We start from the raw sequence: 22,210 nt of genomic DNA, 5'->3' as shown, positions 1-22,210 counted from the left end.
AAGAACTTCCCAGACGAGCCTGTACTCTTATGTCACCACTGAAGCGACTATTTGGTTCCCGTAACAAGCAACCCTCTCTGGACGAGCAGATCAAGGCGCTGGAAGACCGCCCCGAGTCGGAGTTGCTGGCGCTGGTACAGAGCGACACCCAGGAAGCGCTGCGCGAGGCGGCCCTGAACCACCTGAGCTACAACCAGACCCTGCTCAACCTCTCGCTCGGTGACGGCAATGGGCGCCTGCAGCAGGCCGCGCGCAAGCGCATCGGCCAATTACTGGAAGAAGAGCACCTGAGTCTGGAAGAACTGTCCAAAGCGGTGTCCGATGAGGCCCAGTTACTGGCCCTGAGCAGCTACTCATCCCGGGCCGGCCAGGCGGTGCTCGAACAGATCAACGAGCCCGAACTGCTGCTGGAGCTGGCGGTGAACGGGGCCAGCATCCAGATCCGCCGGGCGGCGGCCGAGAAAATCACCACCCGCCCGGAGCTGGAAAAACTGCACAAAGCCGCCCAGGGGCGGGACAAAACCGTATACAAGCTCGCCAAACAGCGTCTGGAGGCCTTCAAGGCGGAGGACGCCCGGCGTGCCGAGGCCGAAGCCCACGCGCTGGTGATCTGTGAGAAGCTCGAGCAACTGCTGCGCACCGAACAGGACCCGCTGTTCGACGCCAAGCTCGACAAGCTGCACCAGGACTGGACCGCTCTGCCCATTACCCCGCCGCAGGAACTTGCCCAACGCTACCAGCAGGCACTGGATCAGTATGGCGACAGACAGACCGAACGGGCCGAGCTGGAGGCACAACTGGCGGCTCGGGAAGAAGCCGAGCAGGCCCGCCAGAGCGAGGCGCAAAACCGACTGACCGAGCTTCACGCCCAACTCAAGCAGTTCGGTAGCGCCCTGTACAGCGCCGACAGGGAGACACTGCTCGGTGACCAGTGGCCCGAGCAGCTCAATAGCGCCGGCGAATCGCTGAAAGCCCTGGAAACCGATGCCTTACCCAAGCGCGAGCGCGAATCGTTGGAGCGCCAGATTCACCAGTTGAACGAGCTGTTGGCGCTTCTGCGCGAGCACGGCCCTCTGGAACAGTGGACCCCCCAATTGAATCAACCGGAGCAGAGCGCACAGGCCCGTAAGGTCCTCAAACAACTGGTGAAAACCGCCCGCCAGTGGCCGGAGAACGATCGCCCCGCCCCCGTTCAGGACGCGATAAACGCCCTGAATGCGCTGGAGCAACAGGAAAAGGCCAAAGAACAATCCCAGCGCAAGCACATTCGTGAGGTCGAAGGCCTGGTGCGCCAGGGGCTGAGTGCCGCACAGCGCGGCCAGGTACGGCGGGCGCGGGGTTTGCATCGCGCCAGCCAGGAGAAGCGGGAAACCCTGGAGCACATCCCGGCCCACCTGGCGAGCAAGCTGGAAGAGCTGGATCAGGCGATTGAACGCCTGAGTGACTGGCATGAGTTCGCGGTCACTCCCAAGAAAGAAGCACTCATTCGTTCCATGCAGGCCCTGGAACACAGCACCATGAATCCGGAAGAGCTGGCCCGCAAGATTCATCACCTCCAGGATGACTGGCGGGAAGTCAGCAAGGGCGTGCCCCATCACGACGAGGACCTGTGGCACCAGTTTCAGGAGGCCTCGCATCGCGCCTTCGAGCCCTGCAAGGAGTTCTTCGAAGCCCAGGCCAAAGAGCGCGAAGCCAACCAGGCCAAGCGGGAGGAATTGATCGAGCAGGTGCAGCTCTACCTGAACGGCTACCACTGGGACAGCCCGGTGTGGAAAGACGTCGAGCACACCCTCAAGCAGGCACGGCGCGAGTGGCGCGATGCCTGGCCGGTGCCGCGCCAGGCGGTCAAAGCCCAGGAAGAGCGGTTTGAGCCTCTGATGGATCAACTGCACGCCAAGCTGGGGGAAGCCTACGATGCGCACCGGGCTGAAAAAGAATTACTGGTACAACGAGCCGAGCAATTGCGCGAGCAGAGCGACCTGCATCAGGCCATTGAAGGCGCCAAAGACCTTCAGGTCCAGTGGAAACAGGTCGGCCAGTGCCGCCCCCGAGAAGATCAGGCCCTGTGGAAGCAGTTCCGCGAACACTGCGACGCCATTTTCGCCCGCCGCCAAGCCCAGTTTGAAGCGGCCGATCAGGCGCGCCAGGCCCAGGCCGAGGAAGCCGAGTCCCTGATCAATGCGCTCAAGACGCTGCAACAGCAGCCACTGGATACCCCCGGGGCTCAGCGGGCGCGAATCGATCAGCTCAAGAGCCAGTTCCAGGCCCTGAAAGAGCTTCCCCGCCAGCAGGCGCAGGCCCTCAATGACGCCTTCTACCAGACGCTCAAAGCCCTGGATGAACAGCACAAAAACGCTCGCCGTCAGGCTAAAGAACGCCAGCGCCAGCAGCTGTTCAACGCCGCCGAAGCGGTGCGCGCGCTTGAATTGGCCAGCCTTGAAGGCGGCGATACCACCGCAGCCCAGGAAGAGGCGAGCATCGCGCTGGAGGCCGTGGAGCACTGGCCCGGCGACAGCCAGGCCATTTTGAATCAACGCCTGGAACGGGCGGCCAGCCTGACGCCCGCGGTCCAGACGGAGAACCTGGAGGCCCTGCGTCTGCTGTGTATCCGCAAGGAAATCGCGACCGGTCAGGACTCCCCCGAGTCCGACAAGGCGCGCCGAATGGCCTATCAGATGGAACAATTACAGCAGGGCCTGGGTCAACGGTCTGACACAGCGGAATCACTGCTGCTGGAATGGTTGACCCTGGGGGGTGTTCCCGATCCGGAATACACCCAACTGCTGACACGATTCCAGCCGCACTGACCTCCGTCTCACCCAGACGTTAGCGGTCCCATCGGATACTTATGGAACAACCCGGCGAAACACCCGCACAGACCATTGAACGCCCTGCCTGGTCTCGCCGGGCGCTGAACAGGCTGATTGCCACCCTCAAGCGCTACCCCAAAGTGCTGGCGCTGGCGGGTTTTCTGTTCGGCCTTGGCAGCTTTGTTCTGGTCGAGCGCAAACCCGCACTTGCCCAGGTGGTCGCGGTATTGATGATGGCCAGCTGGCTCTGGCTGATGTTCGAGAACACACTGCGGCGCAACGCGCTGCGCCTGCTGAAGCTGAAAGTCCCGCGCCCCGCTCTGCACTTCATCACCCAGATGGTGCACCAGGAGAGTCTGTTTTTCGTCCTGCCGTTTTTCTTTTTCACGGTCACCTGGAACAGCGGGCAGACGCTGTTTATGGGGCTGCTGTGTGCCGCAGCGCTGGTTTCGGTCATTGACCCGCTCTATTACAACCATCTGGCCAAGCGACGTTGGCTGTTTCTCGGCTTTCACGCCTTGGCCTTGTTCGCGGTCATGCTCATCGCACTGCCGATCATCCTGCATCTGAGTACCGCCCAGAGCTACCCTCTGGCGCTGGGCATTGCCGTGCTGCTGGCCATTCCCAGTGTCATCAGTGCGCTGCCGCCCCGGCGCTGGTGGCGCAGCCTGGCTCTGATTGGGGTGGTTGCCGCCCTCGGCCTCGCGGGCTGGTACGGACGCCTCTGGGTGCCCCCGGCCACCCTCTGGCTGACTCAGGTGGCGGTGAGCACCGATATCGATATTCAGGACAAGGCACCGGAAAACCGCCTGACGCAACTGAGCGAAACCAAGCTACACCAGGAAGGGCTCTATGCCTACACGGCGATCCGCGCGCCGCGCGGGCTGAACGAGCGGATTTACCATGTCTGGCGCCTGAACGGCGAAATCGTCGACACCATTGCCCTGGATATTCAGGGCGGGCGCAAAGAGGGATACCGGGCCTGGACCCACAAGCAGCACTTCCCGAAACAGGCGGTGGGCCATTGGCAAGTACAGGTGGTGACTGAAGCGCGCCAGATGATTGGCGTGCTGCGCTTTGAGGTTACCGATATCGGGAATTGACAGACCCCTTATTTTCCTTTTCACTTGAAGACTTACCGATAAGCATAATAACCGGAGTTCTACTATGGCTTTTGCGTCCAAGGAAGCCGCCAGAGAGTATTGGCGGGCGAACATCAAGTTGCTGGCGGTGCTGCTCAGCATCTGGTTTATTGTCTCGTTTGGTGCGGGCATCCTGCTGGTGGACTGGCTCAATCAATTTCGCATGGGTGGCTTCAAGCTGGGCTTCTGGTTTGCCCAGCAGGGTTCCATCTACACCTTTCTGGTCCTGATTTTTGTCTACGTGTACAAAATGAATCAGCTGGACCGCCGCTTTGGTGTCCGGGAAGACGAGGAGTAGTTCATGGAAGCCCAAACGCTCATCTACCTGGTGGTTGGCGCCACCTTCGCGCTCTATATTGGCATCGCGGTCTGGTCCCGGGCCGGCAGCACTGGGGACTTCTACATTGCTGGCGGTGGCGTCCATCCCGTGGCTAATGGCATGGCCACGGCCGCCGACTGGATGTCCGCAGCATCCTTCATTTCCATGGCCGGCCTGATCGCCTTTCTCGGCTATGACGGTAGCGTCTACCTCATGGGCTGGACCGGCGGTTATGTGCTGCTGGCCTTATGCCTGGCCCCCTACCTGCGCAAATTTGGCAAGTTCACCGTGCCGGATTTCATTGGCGATCGCTACTACTCCCAGATGGCCCGCACCGTTGCCGTGGTGTGCGCCATTTTTGTGTCGTTCACCTATGTGGCCGGACAGATGCGCGGGGTCGGCGTGGTGTTTTCCCGCTTCCTGGAAGTGGATGTGACCACCGGCGTGCTGATCGGTATGGGCGTGGTGTTCTTTTACGCGGTGCTCGGCGGTATGAAGGGCATTACCTACACCCAGGTGGCCCAGTACTGCGTGATGATTTTTGCCTACACGGTACCGGCGATTTACATCAGCCTGATGATCACCGGCAACCCGATTCCACAGCTGGGCTTTGGCGATACCCTGGCCGACGGCTCGGGCACCCACCTGCTCGACAAGCTCGACGGGTTATCCCGGGAGCTCGGCTTTACCGCCTTCACCGAGGGGAAAAAGTCCACCATCGACATGTTCTGCATTACCGCCGCTCTGATGGTGGGCACGGCGGGCCTGCCTCACGTCATCGTGCGCTTTTTCACCGTCCCCAAGGTGCGCGACGCCCGCAAGAGCGCCGGCTGGGCACTGCTGTTCATCGCCGTGCTCTACACCACTGCCCCGGCCGTGGGGGCCTTTGCCCGCACCAACATGATCGAGACCATCAATGGCCCCGAGGGCCAGGGGGTAGCCCGGGAAAACATGCCCTCCTGGGTGGACACCTGGGAAACCACGGGGCTGATCCAGTGGCAGGATGAAAACGGCGATGGGCGGCTGTTTTACAGCAATGACAGCCGCAATGAAATGACCATCGACCCGGACATTCTGGTACTGGCCAACCCGGAAATCGCCGAGCTGCCCAACTGGGTAATCGCCCTGGTGGCCGCCGGTGGCCTGGCCGCCGCGCTGTCTACCGCCGCCGGGCTGTTATTGGTGATCTCCACCTCAATCTCCCACGATTTGCTCAAACGCAACCTCATGCCCCGGATCACCGAGAAACAGGAGCTGATGGCGGCGCGCCTGGCCGCCGCCGGGGCGATCGGGGTGGCGGGCTACCTGGGCATCAACCCGCCGGGCTTTGTCGCCGAGGTGGTCGCTTTCGCCTTTGGCCTCGCGGCGGCGAGCTTCTTCCCGGCGATCATCATGGGGATTTTCTTCAAACCCATGAACCAGTGGGGCGCCGTCGCGGGCATGCTCACCGGGCTGGTGTTCACCGCCAGCTATATTCTGGTATTCAAGGGGGTATTCTTCGAACCCTTGCTGCCCAATACCGCCGAATACTGGCTGCTGGGTATCTCACCGGAGGGCATCGGGTTTGTCGGCATGCTGCTGAATCTGGCCGTGGCTCTGACCGTGCGCCAATTCACCCCGGATGCCCCGCCGCATGTCCAGGACCTGGTGGAAAGCATCCGCTTCCCTCAGGGCTCAAGCGGCCCCAGCGCCCACTGACCCGCCCACACCGGTATTTAAACCCGGCATTAAAAAAGGGAGCGTCTGCTCCCTTTTTTAATGCCCTGCTTATCAGCTCTCGAGCCACACCTCATCAATCCAGCGCCAGACATCATCCCAGCTCTCATCGGTCAGATCGCCATCGCGCCAGAACAGGACTTCACCCTCCGGCTCAACGCAGTAATAGTTGCCGTTGGTCTCACACAGCGGCAACAGGTAACGGGGCAGGCCCATCGACCAGGCCACCGCCGCCACCTCGGGCAGGTAGGTATGGGCATGGGGGTCAGCAGCGGTCACAGGCTCCAACGAACCGGTCACCACGTCGCTGGCCAGAAGCAGGAAACGGCGCATCTCCCGCGGGATGGGCAGAAGCACCTCCTCCTCCACATCCACCAGGTCTTCGTGACTGGGCAGCTCCAGGGGTACCGGCACCGGCTGGTGCGCCGCCCTCAGTCGTTCCAGGGTCTCTTCCATTGTGGGCTCTTGCATTGCGAAAGGGCCGTCAATGCTAGCGCCCAACCTCGCGCGTGACAAGCCATGCGCGCTCTTAACAGTTGGACTGTGCAAGAACTCCGGGCAACGCACGGTCAATTGGAGCCCATACAGCCTTATGGACGATTTGACTAAAAGACCTCTATAATGAAAGCATAAGATAATTAACGTGCCAAATGGGATCGCCCATGAACACACTCGAAGACGCACCTATGGAACGTCTGCTACTGCGGACCCTTGCAGCGCACTCCCTGGATCTGATCTACGCCAAGGATCGGGACAGTCGATTTGTATTTGTAAACGCCGCACTCGCCAACCTCTACGGCTGCGCCTCCACCGACGAAATGCAGGGCAAGACCGATTTTGATTTCCACCCGGAGTCCCTGGCACTGGGTTACTACCGGGACGACCAGAGCGTCATTCAGTCCGGAACGCCAGTGGTCGACCGAGAAGAGCAAATGATCGACAGCAGCAACGGACAGACGCGCTGGTTTTCTACCACCAAGGTGCCCCTGAAAAACGAGCAGGGCAATGTCATCGGCCTCTTGGGCATCACCCGGGACATCTCCGCCAGCCGGGACAACACCTTCAAAACACAGGCGCTGAATCGCGAACTTGAAGACCGTGTCGCCCGTCGCACCGCCGAACTGGAACAACTGGCGGCCACGCTGGAAAAGGAACGTCAGTTGATGCGAACGCTGATAGACGCCCTTCCCGATAACATTTACGCCAAAGATGTGAGCAGCCGGTTCCTGCTGGCCAACCGCTCAGTGGCCGAGAGCATGGGCACCACCCCTGAGGAAATTCTGGGAAAGAGCGACTCCGACTACTTCCCTGCCGAGCTCGCCAGGCAGTACTACGAAGACGAGCAGCGGATACTGCACAGCGGCAACCCCATGCTGGAGCAGGAAGAACCCACCGTCGATAAAGTGACGGGAAGAACCCGTTGGTTACTTACCAGCAAAGTGCCATTTCGCAGCCCGAACGGCGAGGTGGTCGGTCTGGTGGGGATCGGCCGTGATATCAGCCTGCGTCGAGAAGCCGAGCTGGCGCTTAAACGAAGTGAATCTCGGTTTCGCAGCCTGACAGAACTTTCCTCGGACTGGTATTGGGAGCAAAACGAGCAGGGGCAGTTTACCGACCTGACCGATCCAAATTGCAAATCCGGGTTTCTCAGAGAAGAATTCATTGGACGACGCGTCTCGGAACTGCCCGCTTGCGAACCCCTGAGCAGCTGCTGGGCAGAATTGACCGCAACACTCCGAGAGCGCGAGCCATTCCGGGAGTATGAGCTGCGCTGTCAACGCTCTAATCAAGAGCCCCGGTTTATCAGCCTCAGCGGTTTGCCAGTGTTTGACGACCATGGCATTTTTCTCGGTTATCGCGGTATTGGCCAGGACATCACAGCCCGCCGCCAGTCCGAAGAGCGAGTACATTTTCTGGCCACTCACGACAGCCTGACCGAGCTGCCCAACCGGTTCATGTTCAACCAGATCCTCGACGTGACTATTCATTCCGCCCAGCGCCACCAACGATCTCTGGCGGTGCTTTTTATCGACCTGGACCGCTTCAAAAATATCAACGACACCTTGGGACACGACGCTGGAGACCAGTTGCTGAAAACCATTGCTCAGCGTTTCACCCGTTGCCTACGGGCAAGTGATGTGGTCGCTCGCCTCGGCGGCGACGAGTTCGTCGTGCTACTTCAGGAGGTTTACTCGGAGCAGCATGCCAGTTTGATCGCGCAGAAGTTGATCACAGCCGCCGTAGAGCCCATTTCGCTTCAGGGGCAGGAGTGCCGGGTTACCGCCAGTATCGGTATCTGCATGTACCCCTCAGACGCCGGCGACAGCCAAAATTTAATGAAGAATGCCGATATCGCCATGTACCGCGCCAAGGAAGAAGGTAAAAACACCTACCAGTTTTACTCACCCAATCTGCAGGCGCGCACCCTGGAGCGAATGGACCTGGAGAACCATCTTCGTCAGGCGGTGGAACACAACCAGCTGTTTCTGCACTATCAGGCTAAGCGGGACCTTAAAACCGGCACTGTGGCCGGCGTAGAAGCTCTGGTACGTTGGCAACACCCAATATTAGGTGTTGTACCTCCGGGGGAGTTTATTCCCCTCGCCGAAGAAACCGGATTGATTGTGCTGATTGGTCGCTGGGTGCTGAACACAGCCTGCCAGCAAAGTGCCCACTGGCAACGCCAGGGACTGCCGCCCGTGCGCATGTCGGTCAATCTCTCTCCACGACAGTTTTATGACGAGCATCTGATTGAGGACATACGCCTGGCACTGGCAGAGTCCGGACTGAACCCCGAAGACCTGGAGCTGGAAATTACCGAAAGCATGGTCATGCAGAACACTGAGCGCGCAATCGAGATTCTGAAAGGCATCAAAGCCCTGGGCGTAAAGCTCGCCATTGATGACTTTGGCGTCGGCTATTCCTCGCTGGCTCAAATCAAGCGTTTTCCCATCGACACACTGAAAGTCGACAGCTCCTTCATCAAGGACATTCCCAACAGCGTTGAGGACAAGGCCATTACCCAAGCCATTATTGCCATGGGGAAAACCCTGAGCCTGACGGTCATCGCTGAAGGTGTGGAAACCTCAGAACAGGAGTCCTTCTTGCGCGACAACAACTGTGATCAGTCCCAAGGGTTTTATTACAGCCGCCCCCTCGGAGCCGATGACTTTGAAGCCCTGCTACGGGACGTCCGTAGGAACCATCAGGGATAATACATGTGATAGTGGCTCTGCGCGTAGGGGTTCAGCTCATAGTAAGACTCAAGAAACGCCACCAGATCAATCAGCTCACTTACGGTCATGACATCGTTGTAGTTGCGCATCAATGACTGCCCGGCGTCATCTGTGATCTGCTCATCCTGATAGCCGCTGGCCAGCCGATGGGAGGGATTGATGACGGAAGTCAGAAGTTCGGCGTAGGTTTTGACCTTGGTGACGGTGCCACCGAGAATGATCGGCGTGTCCAGCTCACGTTCCGTCACCACCGCATCATAGCCCTGCAGCCGATGGCAGGACAGACAATCATACTGGACAAACACCTGCTCGCCCCGCTCAAGATCCCCTTCCGGCAAACTGAACCCCCGGGGTGATTCCGGTCCCTGACTGCACGCTGTCAGAAAAAACACGAACGCAAAGAGTAATGAGTATCTCATGGTGACCACCTCTAGCCGACATCGAACGAAGTCTGAATCCTTACAACCCGATTCGAGATCCTTTAAGTGTTGTCGACGGTGGTGTTTTCGCAACCCGTTAAACGGGATTTATCTCCTGCATTAAGACTACCTTTGCGCTGAATCAAAAATGACGCCGATTCTTGATCGGATAGAATCACCCCCGATCCAACAAACTCCGCAAATCAATCAACGCCGCATTGGCGCGGGAGATATAGGAGGCCATTACCAGAGAGTGGTTGGCCAGCGGACCGAAACCGCTGCCGTTAAGGATCATCGGGCTCATCAGCGAGCGCTGGGTGGCTTCCAGCTCACGAATGATCTGCCCCAGGCTGACCCGGGCATTTTTGTCATCGAGCACGTCGGCGAATTCGATTTCCGCCGCCTTCAGTAGATGGATCAGGGCCCAGGCCGAGCCCCGGGCTTCGTAGTACACATTATCCAGCTCGGTCCAGGGCGTCTTGACGATCACCTCCCCCGGGGCCACTTCCTGAGGCTCGCCCATGCTTACCGGCAAGTCAGTATTCAGTCGGCGCTGCCCAACGCTGGCACTGAGGCGCTGCGACAGGCTGCCCAGGCGGGTTTCCACGGTGCTCAACCAATAGCGAAGATTATCAGCGCGGGTGTAGAACTCGGCATTCTGATCACTGATGCCGGTCAATCGATCAAGGTACCGACGGGTGTACTGAATGCCTTCGCGGTACTGTCCCTCGGTGGCCGGCATGATCCAACTATCAGTATTGAAGTTGAAGCGGGACTCGGCCAGGGCCAGGTCCTGATCCTCGCGGGATTGAGACTGGGAGCGGCTGAACGCTTCGCGCATGGCTTTGCTGGCGTCGCGCACCTGAATGACCACGCCGTACTCCCAACTCGGCATGTTATCCAACCAGAGGCCGGGCGGGGTGATGTCATTGGTCAGGTAGCCGCCGGGTTTTTCCAGCAGGGTTTCCGCCACGCCAATCAGCGCCGAGGTCATCACAGCGCCGCGCTCACGGGTCCCGCCGCGCTCCTCCACCTGCGTCGTCACATAGTCTTCCACGGTGAAGAAACCGGGGGTCATGCTCCAGTAAATGCCCACTACCAGCGCCAACAACAAGTAGAGGCCCAATACGGCTATACCGATTTTCACCCGCACTCCCAATCGGGAGACATCGTCACGGGTATCGGCAAAGGTGTCCCGAAGCTTGCGCTGCAGGTGAACCCAGAACTGCTTGGCTTTGGACATGGGCATAGCGACTTCCTGATCGGTGAAATGCGTTAATGGTCGTGATGAGGCCGGTCAAACACGCTGACCGCATAGGCCTTCACGGTCTGCTCACTGCCATCATCAAACGTCAATATCAATTGTAGCGGATCTCCGGTGCGGGGGCGTCGCTCAAGCCCAAAGAGCATTACGTGGTAGCCCCCCGAGGCAAAGCGCACCTTCTTGCCGGCGGGAATCTCCACCGCATCCACCTGACGCATGCGCATCATGCCATCCTCCGTGCGGTGCTCGTGCAGCTCCGCACGCTCGGCGAACTCGGCGGACACCGCCACCAACGACCGCGCCTCCTCACCCGTGTTATGCAACAGAAAGTAGGCCGAGGTGAGGTCTTTACCCGGCAAGGGCACGCGCACGGTTGCATCGGTAACGGTAACAGTGGGCGCCTCCGCCCAGACCGGCGCTACACCCAACGCCAGCACAAACAGTATGGCTCGCAACATGACAGGTTTCTCCAGAACATTGATTGTGCCGTCGTACAACCCGGTTACAACGGCGGCTGTAGTTCGATTCGCGGGGGAGAGCCCCGATGGATATCCCCGCGCAACAGATAATTGGGTACACCATCGCGCATCTGTTGGTAGATCCACCGGCCCTCGGCGTCCGTGCGCGCCACGATCAGCAGAAACTCACCGGTGTCTTTTACTCGCCGGGCCAGCTGTTGCAGATCAACCACCAGCTCGTCCGCCCGCTGACGAAGCAGCTCTCCATTGAGCTGAACCACTTTCCCATCCTGAGTCAGGGGGGAGGTATTTTGCAAACGCGCCCGCTGGTCGCTGACCTTCTCGCTGAACTCGGCCACCAGCGGATTCCCCGGATCCACGGACTCGGCCAGGTCCAGATAGCCTTGGGCCTGAGAAAGCGCACTGCGTGCGGCAGCAGAGCGGGCCAGATCGAGATAGCGCAGGGCAATGGCCTGGAGCCCGGAAATGGCGCGGGTGTTATCGGGGTCATAAATCAGCACCGCCCGATAGCGATCATGGGCATTGTCGCCCAGCGGTGACAGCAGTCGATCGGCAGACAGGGCCCGATCGCCCTCCTCCAGCCAGCGCTCAATACGTTGCTCCCGCGTCAGCGCTGGCTCGGGCTCGGGCATGGTATCAACCGCCGGCGGGGGTGCCTGTGTCGAAGAGGGTGTCTGCGCGGGGCTGCTGCACCCGACCAACAGGGCGAGCCCCAGCATACCACCCAGCATCCACCCCCGGGATCTCGCCCGATCGGTCGCGGGATGACCCAACTCATGCATGACAATAACCTTACTCACAGCGACTCCAGGAGAGCCAGTTGGCAGTTTTTGCGGTCCAAGTCCGGTACACTAGCGACCCGGATTGATCCGAATTATTGTGGTTTGCCGCAGTCCGAGAAAAGAGACTGCTTTGGCATCTAGCGGCCATGATACCCTCTCGCCGCAGAAAACGTCACCCAACCCGGAACCAAGCGACCTATGTTGACCCAGCAATTATCGGCATCCCGACACGACTTTCTGTCATTCTGGCGCCTGCTACTCTGGAGCACCCTGCTCTGCGTTTTCAGTCACGGTGCCGCCGCTCAGGACTTGTTGGGCGGCCAATCCCAGAACACCAGCCTGCTGGGGGGCGGTGATGACTTTCTGCCGGTCACTGAGGCATTTCAGTTGGAAACCCGACTGTACGACGGCGAGCTGGTGCTTCACTGGGAAGTGGCCCCGGATTACTACCTGTATCAGGAGCGGTTCAGGCTGAGCGCCGACCCGGAGCCGGAACCGTTTGCCCCCCGATTCAGCGACAACACGGTCGACAAGTACGACGAGTACTTTGAAAAAGACATGGCGGTGTATTATGGCAGCGCCACTGTCCGCCTTGCCGTGGCCGACGACGCCCAACCCTTCACCCTGCGAGTAGAGTCTCAGGGGTGCGCGGACGCGGGGCTCTGCTACCCGCCCCATGTTGATTACGTCAAGGTGGACCCCGCCAACCAGAGCGCCAGCATCGCCTCGGCGCCTCCCGCAAACACACCCGCAAATACCGACGACGGCGGCGCCACCTCCGAGGCCACGACCACCTGGCTCCCTTATATTCTGGTGTTGGCACTGCTCGGTGGCATCATTCTGAACCTGATGCCCTGTGTCTTCCCCGTGCTGTCGATCAAGGTCATGAGCCTGGCTCGAGCCGACCGCCAGCGATTGCCGCTCCACGGCTGGGCTTACACCGCGGGCATAGTGGTCAGTTTTGTCGCCTTTGCCGGCGTACTGTTGGCCGCACGCGCCGGTGGAGAGGCGATTGGCTGGGGCTTCCAGTTACAGTCTCCCCTGCTCATTGCCGCACTGGTGTACTTGTTCTTTATTCTCGGGCTGAGCCTGTCCGGCCTGCTGACCATTGGCACACGCTGGATGGGGGTAGGACAGAAGCTGACCCAGAGCGGCGGCCTGAGCGGCTCCTTCTTTACCGGCGTGCTCGCCGCTATTGTCGCCAGCCCCTGCACCGCCCCCTTTATGGGTGCGGCGCTTGGCTTTGCCCTGACCCAGCCAACATTGGTGAGCCTGAGCGTGTTTGTGGCACTGGGTCTGGGGATGGCATTGCCTCTGCTGGCGCTGTGCTACCTGCCATCACTGGTGAACCATCTGCCAAAGCCTGGGCCATGGATGGACAGCCTGAAGCAGTTTCTGGCCTTTCCTCTATACCTGACCGCCATCTGGCTGATTTGGGTGCTCGGGCGCCAGGCCGGGCCCAATGCCGTGGCAGCGGTTGGCGTGGGGGCCGTCGCGATTGCCTTCGCGGGATGGTTACTGACCCGGCAGCCCCGTTCGACGCCGGCCCGATTCGGCCAGAAGGCCCTGGTATTACTCGCCTGGGCCGCCGCCCTGGCCCTGCCCTGGCAAACGCTGAACGCCCCGGTCGAGGACTCCCGCTGGGAGCCCTACTCCGCCGCCCGCCTGGACACCCTGCGCCGCGAAGGAACTCCGGTATTTATCAATCTGACCGCCGACTGGTGCCTGACCTGTCTGGCCAACGAGCGCGTCACTCTGGGTACCGAAGACGTTGAACGCGCTTTCGACGCCCACGGCGTAGCGACCCTCAAAGGAGACTGGACCCACCGCGACCCGGCCATCACCCGGCTGCTGGAGGCGTACAACCGCAGCGGGGTGCCGCTCTATCTCTGGTTTCCCGCCGACCATCAGGGCCCGGGCATCGTGTTACCGCAGATTCTTCGCAAAAAAGCCCTGCTTGAGCGACTCGAGGATGGCACGGAAACACAATTGAGCCAAAATTGACGACGTTAGCAGCAATATTGCCGACTTTTTGCCATCCTCTGTTATCTTGCCTGTATTGCGCCGGGTTTGTCGCTCAAAATGACTGTTAACGGGTTTTGCCAACCCACTCAAACACGGCTTTATGCGCCATAACAGACCGAACGTCTGGCATCTTGTCGCCATTTGAGGACAATTTAGCAAAAACCCGAATAGACCGTGGACACTGTTGCTTTTTTGCGGCAAACTCGCCCCCATAACGTGCAAACGCCGATTTTCGCGTATTAACACAACACCCGGTCAAGAAAACCACGGTCACACAGGATTTTTCATGGCAACCATTCTGGTTCTACATGGCCCCAACCTGAACCTGCTGGGACAGCGCGAGCCCGGCATTTATGGTGCCCAGACCCTGGACACCATAAACCGGACCTTGACCGAACAGGGCCATGCCGCTGGCCATCATGTGTTGACCCTGCAGAGCAATGCGGAATACGAGCTCGTTGAACGCATTCACGATGCGCGCCAGGAAGGAGTGGACTTTATTGTCATCAATCCTGCTGCGTTCACCCACACCAGCGTCGCCCTGCGCGATGCACTGCTGGGCGTAGCCATTCCTTTTATTGAAGTGCACCTGTCCAATGTGCACGCCCGCGAGCCGTTCCGCCAACACTCGTATTTTTCCGATGTCGCCCAGGGCGTCATCTGTGGTTTCGGCGCCCAGAGCTATGAGCTGGCCCTGACCGCGGCACTGCACCACCTGGAGCGCGCCGCGCAGACAGGCAAGGCATCGACATCCGAATAGAATAGAAGTATCTACACCCTGACATCGAACCCGGTGCGCCGGGATCAATTCATCATTCATCCGTTGCTTTAAAGAGAGGCCCCAATGGATATTCGCAAAATTAAAAAACTGATTGAGCTGCTGGAAGAATCCGACATCGGCGAGCTGGAAATCAAAGAGGGCGAGGAATCCGTCCGCATCAGCCGCAATAACCCGAACGCTCAGTATTTCACCGCCGCACCGGCCCAGGCACCCGCGCCCGCACCGGCCGCCGCGCCCGCCGCGCCGGCTCCGGCCGCTGACAGCAGCGATGCCGCCCCCGCCGCGCAGCACAACGGCCACGTGGTGAAGTCACCCATGGTAGGCACCTTCTACCGCTCCCCGAGCCCCGGCTCCCCGGCGTTTGTGGAAGTGGGCCAGCACGTTAAGGTCGGCGATGTGATCTGCATCGTTGAGGCCATGAAGATGATGAACCAAATCGAAGCGGACAAAGCCGGCGTGGTCGAAGCCATTCTGGTCGACGACGGCGAGCCGGTTGAATTCGACCAACCCCTGGTCACGATTGTATAAATCCAGCACCGAGGATTTGGTTTATGTTTGATAAAGTTTTGATCGCCAACCGCGGCGAGATTGCCCTGCGCATTCTGCGCGCCTGTAAAGAGATGGGCATTAAAACCGTCGCGGTTCACTCTGTCATCGACCGCGACCTGAAGCACGTTCGCCTGGCGGACGAGTCGGTGTGCATCGGGCCCAACCCGTCGCCCCAGAGCTACCTGAACATCCCGGCCATCATCAGTGCGATGGAAGTGACCGATTCGGTAGCGGTACACCCCGGCTACGGCTTTCTGGCCGAAAACGCCGATTTCGCCGAGCAGGTACAGAAAAGCGGTTTCGTGTTCATAGGTCCGGACCCGGACACCATCCGCATGATGGGTGACAAGGTCGCCGCCATTGCCGCCATGAAAAAGGCCGGTGTGCCGACCGTACCCGGCTCCGATGGCCCGCTGCCCGCCAATGACCGCGAGAAATGCCTGGCCATGGGCAAGCAGATTGGCTACCCGGTCATCATCAAGGCGGCCGCCGGCGGCGGTGGTCGCGGGATGCGCGTGGTGCACACCGAAGCCTCGCTGATGAACTCCATCCACATCACCCAGAACGAAGCCAAGTCCGCCTTTGGTGACGATACGGTGTATATGGAGAAGTTCCTGCAGAACCCGCGTCATGTGGAGATCCAGGTGCTGTCCGACGGCCAGGGTAATGCCATCCACCTGGGCGACCGCGACTGCTCGCTGCAGCGCCGCCACCAGAAGGTGATCGAAGAGGCGCCGGCCCCCGGTATCCCGGAAGACGTTCGCCAGTCAACCGCTCAGGCCTGTGTCAACGCCTGCATCAAGATGGGCTACAAAGGTGCCGGTACCTTCGAGTTCCTGTACGAAGACGGCAACTTCTACTTCATCGAGATGAACACCCGTATTCAGGTGGAGCACCCGGTTTCGGAAATGGTCACCGGTATCGACATCATCAAAGAGCAGATTCGCGTCTGTGCGGGCGAGAAGCTGTCCATCAAGCAGGAAGACGTGGTGATTCGCGGTCACTCCTTCGAGTGCCGCATCAATGCCGAAGATCCCAAAACTTTCATGCCCTGCCCGGGCAAGGTCAAGAATTTCCATCCGCCGGGCGGTCTGGGTGTGCGGGTGGACTCGCACCTTTACAGTGGCTACACGGTACCGCCGAATTACGATTCGATGATTGCCAAGATCATCACCTACGGCGAGACCCGGGAAGAGGCATTGAACCGCATGCGTCACGCCCTGGATGAGACCATCATCGACGGCATCCGTACCAATATCTCGCTGCAGCAGTGGCTGGTCCGGGACGACGAGTTCCGCAAAGGTGGCGTCAACATTCATTACCTGGAGAAAAAGCTGTCCAGCTGACGCCCTATGCCCTGGTTGCAACTGAAACTGACCACGGACCGGAATAGCGCCGAGGCGCTGGAAGATCTTCTTCTGGCCAGCGGCGCTGTGTCGGTTACGCTGGAAGACAACGCCGATCAGCCCATCCTGGAGCCCGCACTGGGGGAAACCCCGCTGTGGGACCAGGTGCGCCTGACCGGCCTGTACGATGCCAACATCGACACGCGCGCAATCAGCGAGCGGCTGGCTTCCGCCTGGAACCGGCCGCTGCCCGAGCACCGCTGGGAACAGCTCGAAGACAAGGACTGGGAGCGGGAGTGGATGAGCCACTACCAGGCCATTCGCTGCGGCGAACGCCTGTGGATCTGCCCCAGCTGGCAGGAACCCCCGGAGCCCGACAAGGTCAACCTGATGCTCGACCCGGGCCTCGCGTTCGGCACCGGCACCCATCCCACCACGTTTTTGTGCCTGCAGTGGCTGGACCAACAGCCCATCGAAGGGCTGGATCTGGTGGATTTTGGCTGTGGCTCGGGCATTCTCGGCATTGCGGCCCTGCTCCTCGGCGCCCACCGGGTCACCGGGGTGGATATTGACCCCCAGGCACTCACCGCCACTCGGGACAACGCGGCTCGCAATGCGCTGCCCGAAAATGCCATGCCGGTTTTTCTACCCGGGCAATGCCCCGAGGTGACCGCCGACATCATGTTGGCCAACATTCTTGCCGGCCCCCTGGTTGAGCTGGCACCACAACTGCAGCGCATGACCCGGGTTGACGGCAAGATCTGCCTTTCTGGCATTCTGGCCAATCAGGCCGAAGCCGTGATGGCGGCTTATCGCCCCTGGTTTGACTTTGACCCGGTGGCCGAACAAGACGGCTGGGTGAGACTGACCGGCACCAAAACACGCCCGTAACGACCCCGTTTCGGGTGAGGAGAACACTGAACGATCATGGCCCCGACTAACATGGTGACCCGCTGCCCGCAATGCGGGACCTCGTTCCGGATCACCCCGGCGCAGCTACAGTCAGCGCGCGGGGCCGTGCGCTGTGGAGCCTGCCTGCATATCTTCAAGGCGCGGGACCATCTGGTGGGGCCCCAGGCGCCGGCGGCCGAGCCGGCTCTGGTGCGCCGCTCACCCCAAAAACCCTCCCAGAACAGGCCAACCACCACCAAAGCGGAGCGCAAACCCGCCGCCCCCAAGGCGCCGTCCCCTGCGCCGAAAGAGGCGCATCCGCGCGCTGAACAGAAGCCCAAGGAGGCCGGGCTGCGCTTTGACCAGTCGCGAATCGACCAAGAGTCGAGCGCGCTGGATGACGATGACTTTCTGATCAGTGATGATATGGATCAGTCCCGCCCCGAGAGCGAAGACGATCCGTTCGGTGTCGGCGAACAATCCCGCTCGCACAGCACGCACTCGCTGTTCGAGCGAACCCCTCGTCCCGAGGAAGAGGAGGCCTCGGAGTCTGGTGACGACACCGACGAGTCCTGGGCCATGAGCCTGCTCGAAGAAGAGGAAGAGCAGGCCGCCAGTGTTCGGGTCGAACCGGCCCCTGAGCCCGCCTCGGACGTACCGTCCGACTTTGAATTGATGGACGAGCCGGAACCTCCGCCCCCCGGAGAACACATCAAGTTCCACCTCGCCAGCAGCGATGCCGAGCAGGTCGACGACTACCAGGGCGGTGAGCGCATGCGCGCCCACGATCCCGAGCGCTCGGCACTGCTGATGAATATCGACCCCGAGCCGGTCGAGATGAGCTGGACTCACCGACAGACCCGCCGCCGGCGCTGGCTCTGGCCATCGCTGGTTGCGCTGGCGGCGGTCGCCCTGCTCGTTCAGGTAGCCTGGCTGCAATTTGACCGCTGGAGCCGGGTGGAGCCCTACCGCACTGTCTATGCAACCGTATGCCCCCTGATTGGCTGCCAACTGCCCGAACTGGTCGATCGCCGCCAGATCCGCGCCTACAACCTGGTGGTCCGCAATCACCCGGAGCGTGAGGGCGCGTTAATGGTCGATGCGATACTGCTTAACACCGCCCGCTTTGACCAACCCTTTCCCGGGCTGGTGCTGGAGTTCAGTGACCTCAATGGCGAGGTGGTGGCGGCGCGTCAATTCACCCCCGAAGAGTACCTCTCGGGCGAGCTGGCAGGCCGCACCGTCATGCCCAGTAACCAGCCCGTCCACCTGACACTGGAGCTGGTGGACCCCGGCCCGAGCGCCGTCAACTACCGCGCCTACATCCCCCACTGACCGGCCCCCGCCCGTCGGGGCGATCCAAAACCGATCAAAAAAACATCAATTCGGCGGTTTTGCTCGTTCCCAATCCGGGGCCAAACGGGTATCATAGCCAACCTTTTCCGGGGCTGTCGGTAACGGCCATTGAGACCCTCGAACAGGTGAGTCGCGTGTTTCGGATCGGTACCCATCAAATAGACAGTCGGGTGATTCTCGCGCCCATGGCGGGTGTGACGGATCGTCCTTTTCGGCAGCTGTGCCGGAAACTGGGCGCCGGTCTGGTGGTCTCGGAAATGGTGACGTCGAATGCCAGCCTGTGGAACAGTCGCAAAAGTCGGCTGCGCCTGGACCACGCCGGCGAAGCGGAACCGATTTCAGTGCAGATTGCTGGAGGCGACCCGGCCATGATGGCCGACGCCGCCCGACTCAACGCGGACAACGGCGCCCAGATCATCGACATCAATATGGGCTGCCCCGCCAAGAAAGTGTGCAAAAAGGCCGCCGGCTCCGCTCTACTCAGAGATGAGCCTCTGGTGGCCGATATACTGCAGGCAGTGGTAGCGGCGACCAACCTGCCGGTCACCCTGAAAATACGCACCGGCTGGGACCGGGATAATCGCAATGCGGTGCGCGTGGCACGGATGGCGGAGGATATCGGCATTCAGGCCTTGGCCGTACACGGCCGGACGCGGGCCGATCGCTATCAGGGCCAAGCGGAATACGACACCATAGCCGCCGTGGTGGATGCGGTAACCATCCCGGTATTTGCCAATGGTGATATCGACAGTCCGTACAAGGCGCAACAGGTACTCGACCAGACCGGCGCTCACGCCGTCATGATCGGTCGAGCCGCCCAGGGGCGCCCCTGGATTTTTCGGGAAATCGATCACTACCTGCGTTTTGGTAGAACGGTTCCCGAACCGTCACTGACTGAAGTCAGGGACATTCTCAGCAGTCATTTGCGTGACCTCTACGGATTTTATGGCGACTATTTGGGCCCGCGCATCGCTCGCAAGCACCTGGGCTGGTACTTGCAGACGGTACCCGGTAGCGACCCGTTTCGTCAGGCGTTTAACCGTATGGACAACGCACAAGAACAACTGGACAGCGTTCTGAAGTACTTTGAACAGCTGATAGAACAAGAGGATCAAGCGGCATGAACACAGCAGAAAACTTTTTGGCTCCCATGGGCGATACGGGCCATACCCATACGCTCACCCACGGACAGTCCCTGCGGGGCTGCGTGGAACAGGCCATGGAGAACTACTTTCAAAACCTCGACGGCCAGCCCGTCAGCGACGTGTACAACATGGTGATGGCCGAAGTGGAAGCGCCCATGCTGGAAATCGTCCTCAAGTACACCCGTCACAACCAGACCCGCGCCGCCCAGGTGCTGGGGCTGAACCGTGGCACGCTGCGCAAGAAGCTCAAGCAGTACGACCTGCTCTGAGCGCGACAACCCGAATTCCGAGGGGGTGGCATAAAACCACCCCCTCTGCTTTTGTAACTCACCTGAATTGACACCGGCATTGGGGGAAACTCACCGACCATGACCACCGACCTAGCACCCGTAAATCGTGCGCTGATCAGCGTCTCTGACAAAACCGGCATTGTGGAATTTGCCCAGGCACTGCACCAGCGCGGTGTGGAGATCCTGTCCACCGGCGGCACCTTCCGCCTGCTCAAGGAAAACGGCATTCCCGCCGTGGAAGTCTCTGACTACACCGGCTTCCCTGAGATGATGGACGGACGGGTCAAAACCCTGCACCCGAAAGTGCACGGTGGCATTCTCGGCCGGCGCGGGCAGGATGACGCGGTCATGGGCGAACACGGCATTAATGCCATCGACATGGTGGTGGTCAACCTCTACCCCTTCGAGCAGACCGTGGCCAAGCCCGGCTGCACCCTGGAAGATGCCGTAGAGAACATCGACATCGGTGGCCCCACCATGGTCCGAGCCGCCGCCAAGAACCATGCCCACGTCAACATCGTGGTCAACGCCAGCGACTATGCGCGCATTCTGGCCGAGCTGGATGCCAACAACGGCAAAACCAGCCTGAACCTGCGTTTTGACCTGGCCATCAAGGCCTACGAGCACACCGCCGCCTACGACGGCGCCATTGCCAACTACTTCGGCCGCAAGGTCGAGGGTGGCAGCGAGCACTTCCCGCGCACCTTCAACAGTCAGTTCCAGAAAACCCAGGAAATGCGCTACGGGGAAAACCCGCACCAGAAGGCGGCTTTCTACGTGGAGCAGAACCCCACTGAAGCCTGCATCGCCACCGCCAAGCAGTTGCAGGGCAAAGAGCTGTCCTACAACAACGTGGCGGACACCGACGCCGCCCTGGAGTGTGTGAAGAGTTTTGAGCAGCCCGCCTGTGTGATCGTCAAGCACGCCAACCCCTGTGGCGTGGCGACCGCGGCCAATCTGAAAGACGCCTACGACCTGGCCTTTGCCACCGACCCGGAATCCGCCTTTGGTGGCATCATCGCCTTCAACCGCGAGCTGGACGGTGCCACCGCCCAGGCGATCGTCGAGCGTCAGTTTGTGGAAGTGATCATCGCCCCCACCGTGTCCGATGAGGCCGTGCAGGTCGTGGCCGCCAAGAAGAACGTCCGCCTGCTGGCCTGCGGCCAGTGGGGCACCGAGCGCATCGACGGGCTGGATTACAAGCGCGTCAACGGCGGCCTGCTGGTGCAGGATCGCGACAACGGCATGGTAGCCGAGTCGGACCTGAAAGTGGTCACCAAACGTGCGCCCAGCGAGCAGGAAATCCGCGATCTGCTGTTTGCCTGGAAGGTCGCCAAGTTTGTGAAATCCAACGCGATCGTCTACGCCAAAAACAACCAGACCATCGGTGTCGGTGCAGGCCAGATGAGCCGCGTCAACTCCGCGCGCATCGCCGGCATCAAGGCCGAGCACGCCGGCCTGGAAGTGAAGGGCTCGGTGATGGCTTCAGACGCCTTCTTCCCGTTCCGCGACGGCCTGGACAACGCCGGTGCCGCCGGCATTGCCGCGGTGATTCAGCCCGGCGGCTCCATGCGCGACGAGGAAGTGATCGCCGCCGCCGACGAGCACAACATCGCCATGGTATTCACCGGCATGCGCCATTTCCGGCATTAATCGGCAA

At 60.5% G+C, this 22,210-nt stretch carries 19 protein-coding genes; 14 read left to right on the top strand and 5 right to left on the bottom strand.

Going from position 1 to position 22,210, the window contains the following annotated elements; genetic code table 11:
- The first annotated feature begins 29 nt into the window (after positions 1-29).
- The 4 genes from N645_RS0100875 to N645_RS0100860 all read left to right on the top strand — a co-directional run bounded on the left by N645_RS0100875 (position 30) and on the right by N645_RS0100860 (position 5,969).
- A complete protein-coding gene (locus N645_RS0100875) occupies positions 30-2,807 on the top strand; it encodes a DUF349 domain-containing protein (RefSeq protein ID WP_024459623.1) in 2,778 nt (925 codons plus the stop codon).
- 41 nt (positions 2,808-2,848) lie between these two features.
- A complete protein-coding gene (locus N645_RS0100870; RefSeq protein WP_024459622.1) occupies positions 2,849-3,913 on the top strand; it encodes a DUF5924 family protein in 1,065 nt (354 codons plus the stop codon).
- A gap of 64 nt (positions 3,914-3,977) precedes the next feature.
- Positions 3,978-4,250, top strand: coding sequence for a DUF4212 domain-containing protein (locus tag N645_RS0100865; RefSeq protein WP_024459621.1), 273 nt, complete (start codon positions 3,978-3,980; stop codon positions 4,248-4,250).
- Positions 4,251-4,253: 3 nt separating this feature from the next.
- The gene (locus N645_RS0100860) at positions 4,254-5,969 is read left to right on the top strand and encodes a sodium:solute symporter family protein (RefSeq protein ID WP_024459620.1); all 1,716 of its coding nucleotides are present in this window, start codon (positions 4,254-4,256) and stop codon (positions 5,967-5,969) included.
- Positions 5,970-6,041: 72 nt separating this feature from the next.
- Here the strand turns inward: N645_RS0100860 and N645_RS0100855 are convergent, their stop codons facing one another.
- Positions 6,042-6,443 carry an SMI1/KNR4 family protein gene (locus N645_RS0100855; protein WP_024459619.1) on the bottom strand — a complete coding sequence of 134 codons (402 nt, stop codon included), beginning with the start codon at positions 6,441-6,443 and terminating at the stop codon, positions 6,042-6,044.
- 206 nt (positions 6,444-6,649) lie between these two features.
- Here N645_RS0100855 and N645_RS17655 point away from each other — a divergent pair, with 206 nt between their 5' ends.
- Entirely contained in the window at positions 6,650-9,202 is a 2,553-nt protein-coding gene (locus N645_RS17655) for an EAL domain-containing protein (RefSeq protein WP_193744934.1), read from the top strand.
- On the opposite strand, the gene N645_RS0100845 is transcribed toward N645_RS17655, so the two are convergent.
- The 4 genes from N645_RS0100845 to N645_RS16415 form a co-directional block, all read right to left on the bottom strand.
- A complete protein-coding gene (locus tag N645_RS0100845; protein WP_024459617.1) occupies positions 9,193-9,642 on the bottom strand; it encodes a c-type cytochrome in 450 nt (149 codons plus the stop codon). The two genes, N645_RS17655 and N645_RS0100845, sit on opposite strands and share 10 nt — an antisense overlap.
- Positions 9,643-9,817: 175 nt before the next feature.
- A complete protein-coding gene (locus N645_RS0100840) occupies positions 9,818-10,891 on the bottom strand; it encodes a DUF2333 family protein (RefSeq protein WP_024459616.1) in 1,074 nt (357 codons plus the stop codon).
- 26 nt (positions 10,892-10,917) lie between these two features.
- Positions 10,918-11,364: a copper chaperone PCu(A)C gene (locus N645_RS16420; protein WP_024459615.1), complete on the bottom strand. Its 447-nt coding sequence runs from the start codon at positions 11,362-11,364 to the stop codon at positions 10,918-10,920.
- Between the two features lie 44 nt (positions 11,365-11,408).
- On the bottom strand, positions 11,409-12,185 hold the full coding sequence (locus N645_RS16415; RefSeq protein WP_152521598.1) for a hypothetical protein: 777 nt from the start codon (positions 12,183-12,185) through the stop codon (positions 11,409-11,411).
- Between the two features lie 180 nt (positions 12,186-12,365).
- Here N645_RS16415 and N645_RS0100825 point away from each other — a divergent pair, with 180 nt between their 5' ends.
- From N645_RS0100825 to purH, 9 genes are all read left to right on the top strand, one after another.
- Entirely contained in the window at positions 12,366-14,171 is a 1,806-nt protein-coding gene (locus tag N645_RS0100825; RefSeq protein ID WP_024459613.1) for a protein-disulfide reductase DsbD, read from the top strand.
- A gap of 307 nt (positions 14,172-14,478) precedes the next feature.
- Positions 14,479-14,952 carry a type II 3-dehydroquinate dehydratase gene (gene aroQ, locus N645_RS0100820; protein WP_024459612.1) on the top strand — a complete coding sequence of 158 codons (474 nt, stop codon included), beginning with the start codon at positions 14,479-14,481 and terminating at the stop codon, positions 14,950-14,952.
- An 84-nt stretch (positions 14,953-15,036) separates the two neighbouring features.
- Positions 15,037-15,501: an acetyl-CoA carboxylase biotin carboxyl carrier protein gene (gene accB / locus N645_RS0100815; RefSeq protein ID WP_024459611.1), complete on the top strand. Its 465-nt coding sequence runs from the start codon at positions 15,037-15,039 to the stop codon at positions 15,499-15,501.
- Between the two features lie 23 nt (positions 15,502-15,524).
- A complete protein-coding gene (gene accC / locus N645_RS0100810) occupies positions 15,525-16,868 on the top strand; it encodes an acetyl-CoA carboxylase biotin carboxylase subunit (protein ID WP_024459610.1) in 1,344 nt (447 codons plus the stop codon).
- Between the two features lie 6 nt (positions 16,869-16,874).
- Positions 16,875-17,759, top strand: coding sequence for a 50S ribosomal protein L11 methyltransferase (prmA, locus tag N645_RS0100805; protein WP_024459609.1), 885 nt, complete (start codon positions 16,875-16,877; stop codon positions 17,757-17,759).
- A gap of 36 nt (positions 17,760-17,795) precedes the next feature.
- On the top strand, positions 17,796-19,094 hold the full coding sequence (locus N645_RS0100800; protein WP_024459608.1) for a DUF3426 domain-containing protein: 1,299 nt from the start codon (positions 17,796-17,798) through the stop codon (positions 19,092-19,094).
- A gap of 155 nt (positions 19,095-19,249) precedes the next feature.
- A complete protein-coding gene (gene dusB, locus N645_RS0100795) occupies positions 19,250-20,239 on the top strand; it encodes a tRNA dihydrouridine synthase DusB (protein ID WP_036159691.1) in 990 nt (329 codons plus the stop codon).
- 26 nt (positions 20,240-20,265) lie between these two features.
- Positions 20,266-20,529, top strand: coding sequence for a DNA-binding transcriptional regulator Fis (fis, locus tag N645_RS0100790; RefSeq protein ID WP_036159962.1), 264 nt, complete (start codon positions 20,266-20,268; stop codon positions 20,527-20,529).
- 99 nt (positions 20,530-20,628) lie between these two features.
- Positions 20,629-22,203, top strand: a complete 1,575-nt coding sequence (purH, locus tag N645_RS0100785; protein WP_024459605.1) for a bifunctional phosphoribosylaminoimidazolecarboxamide formyltransferase/IMP cyclohydrolase — start codon at positions 20,629-20,631, stop codon at positions 22,201-22,203.
- Positions 22,204-22,210 lie beyond the last annotated feature (7 nt).

Source organism: Marinimicrobium sp. LS-A18, from assembly GCF_000463525.1.
GTDB classification, from domain to species: domain Bacteria; phylum Pseudomonadota; class Gammaproteobacteria; order Pseudomonadales; family Cellvibrionaceae; genus Marinimicrobium; species Marinimicrobium koreense.
This window is presented reverse-complemented; position numbering and strand designations above follow the sequence as displayed.

Coding starts and splice junctions, on each gene's coding strand:
- N645_RS0100865 (WP_024459621.1), top strand. CDS start 3,978: ATGGCTTTTGCGTCCAAGGAAGCCGCCAGAGAGTATTGGCGGGCGAAC.
- N645_RS0100855 (WP_024459619.1), bottom strand. CDS start 6,443: ATGGAAGAGACCCTGGAACGACTGAGGGCGGCGCACCAGCCGGTGCCG.
- N645_RS0100825 (WP_024459613.1), top strand. CDS start 12,366: ATGTTGACCCAGCAATTATCGGCATCCCGACACGACTTTCTGTCATTC.
- N645_RS0100840 (WP_024459616.1), bottom strand. CDS start 10,891: ATGCCCATGTCCAAAGCCAAGCAGTTCTGGGTTCACCTGCAGCGCAAG.
- N645_RS17655 (WP_193744934.1), top strand. CDS start 6,650: ATGAACACACTCGAAGACGCACCTATGGAACGTCTGCTACTGCGGACC.
- N645_RS0100875 (WP_024459623.1), top strand. CDS start 30: ATGTCACCACTGAAGCGACTATTTGGTTCCCGTAACAAGCAACCCTCT.
- N645_RS16420 (WP_024459615.1), bottom strand. CDS start 11,364: ATGTTGCGAGCCATACTGTTTGTGCTGGCGTTGGGTGTAGCGCCGGTC.
- accC (WP_024459610.1), top strand. CDS start 15,525: ATGTTTGATAAAGTTTTGATCGCCAACCGCGGCGAGATTGCCCTGCGC.
- N645_RS0100800 (WP_024459608.1), top strand. CDS start 17,796: ATGGCCCCGACTAACATGGTGACCCGCTGCCCGCAATGCGGGACCTCG.
- N645_RS0100860 (WP_024459620.1), top strand. CDS start 4,254: ATGGAAGCCCAAACGCTCATCTACCTGGTGGTTGGCGCCACCTTCGCG.
- fis (WP_036159962.1), top strand. CDS start 20,266: ATGGGCGATACGGGCCATACCCATACGCTCACCCACGGACAGTCCCTG.
- prmA (WP_024459609.1), top strand. CDS start 16,875: ATGCCCTGGTTGCAACTGAAACTGACCACGGACCGGAATAGCGCCGAG.
- N645_RS0100845 (WP_024459617.1), bottom strand. CDS start 9,642: ATGAGATACTCATTACTCTTTGCGTTCGTGTTTTTTCTGACAGCGTGC.
- purH (WP_024459605.1), top strand. CDS start 20,629: ATGACCACCGACCTAGCACCCGTAAATCGTGCGCTGATCAGCGTCTCT.
- accB (WP_024459611.1), top strand. CDS start 15,037: ATGGATATTCGCAAAATTAAAAAACTGATTGAGCTGCTGGAAGAATCC.
- aroQ (WP_024459612.1), top strand. CDS start 14,479: ATGGCAACCATTCTGGTTCTACATGGCCCCAACCTGAACCTGCTGGGA.
- N645_RS0100870 (WP_024459622.1), top strand. CDS start 2,849: ATGGAACAACCCGGCGAAACACCCGCACAGACCATTGAACGCCCTGCC.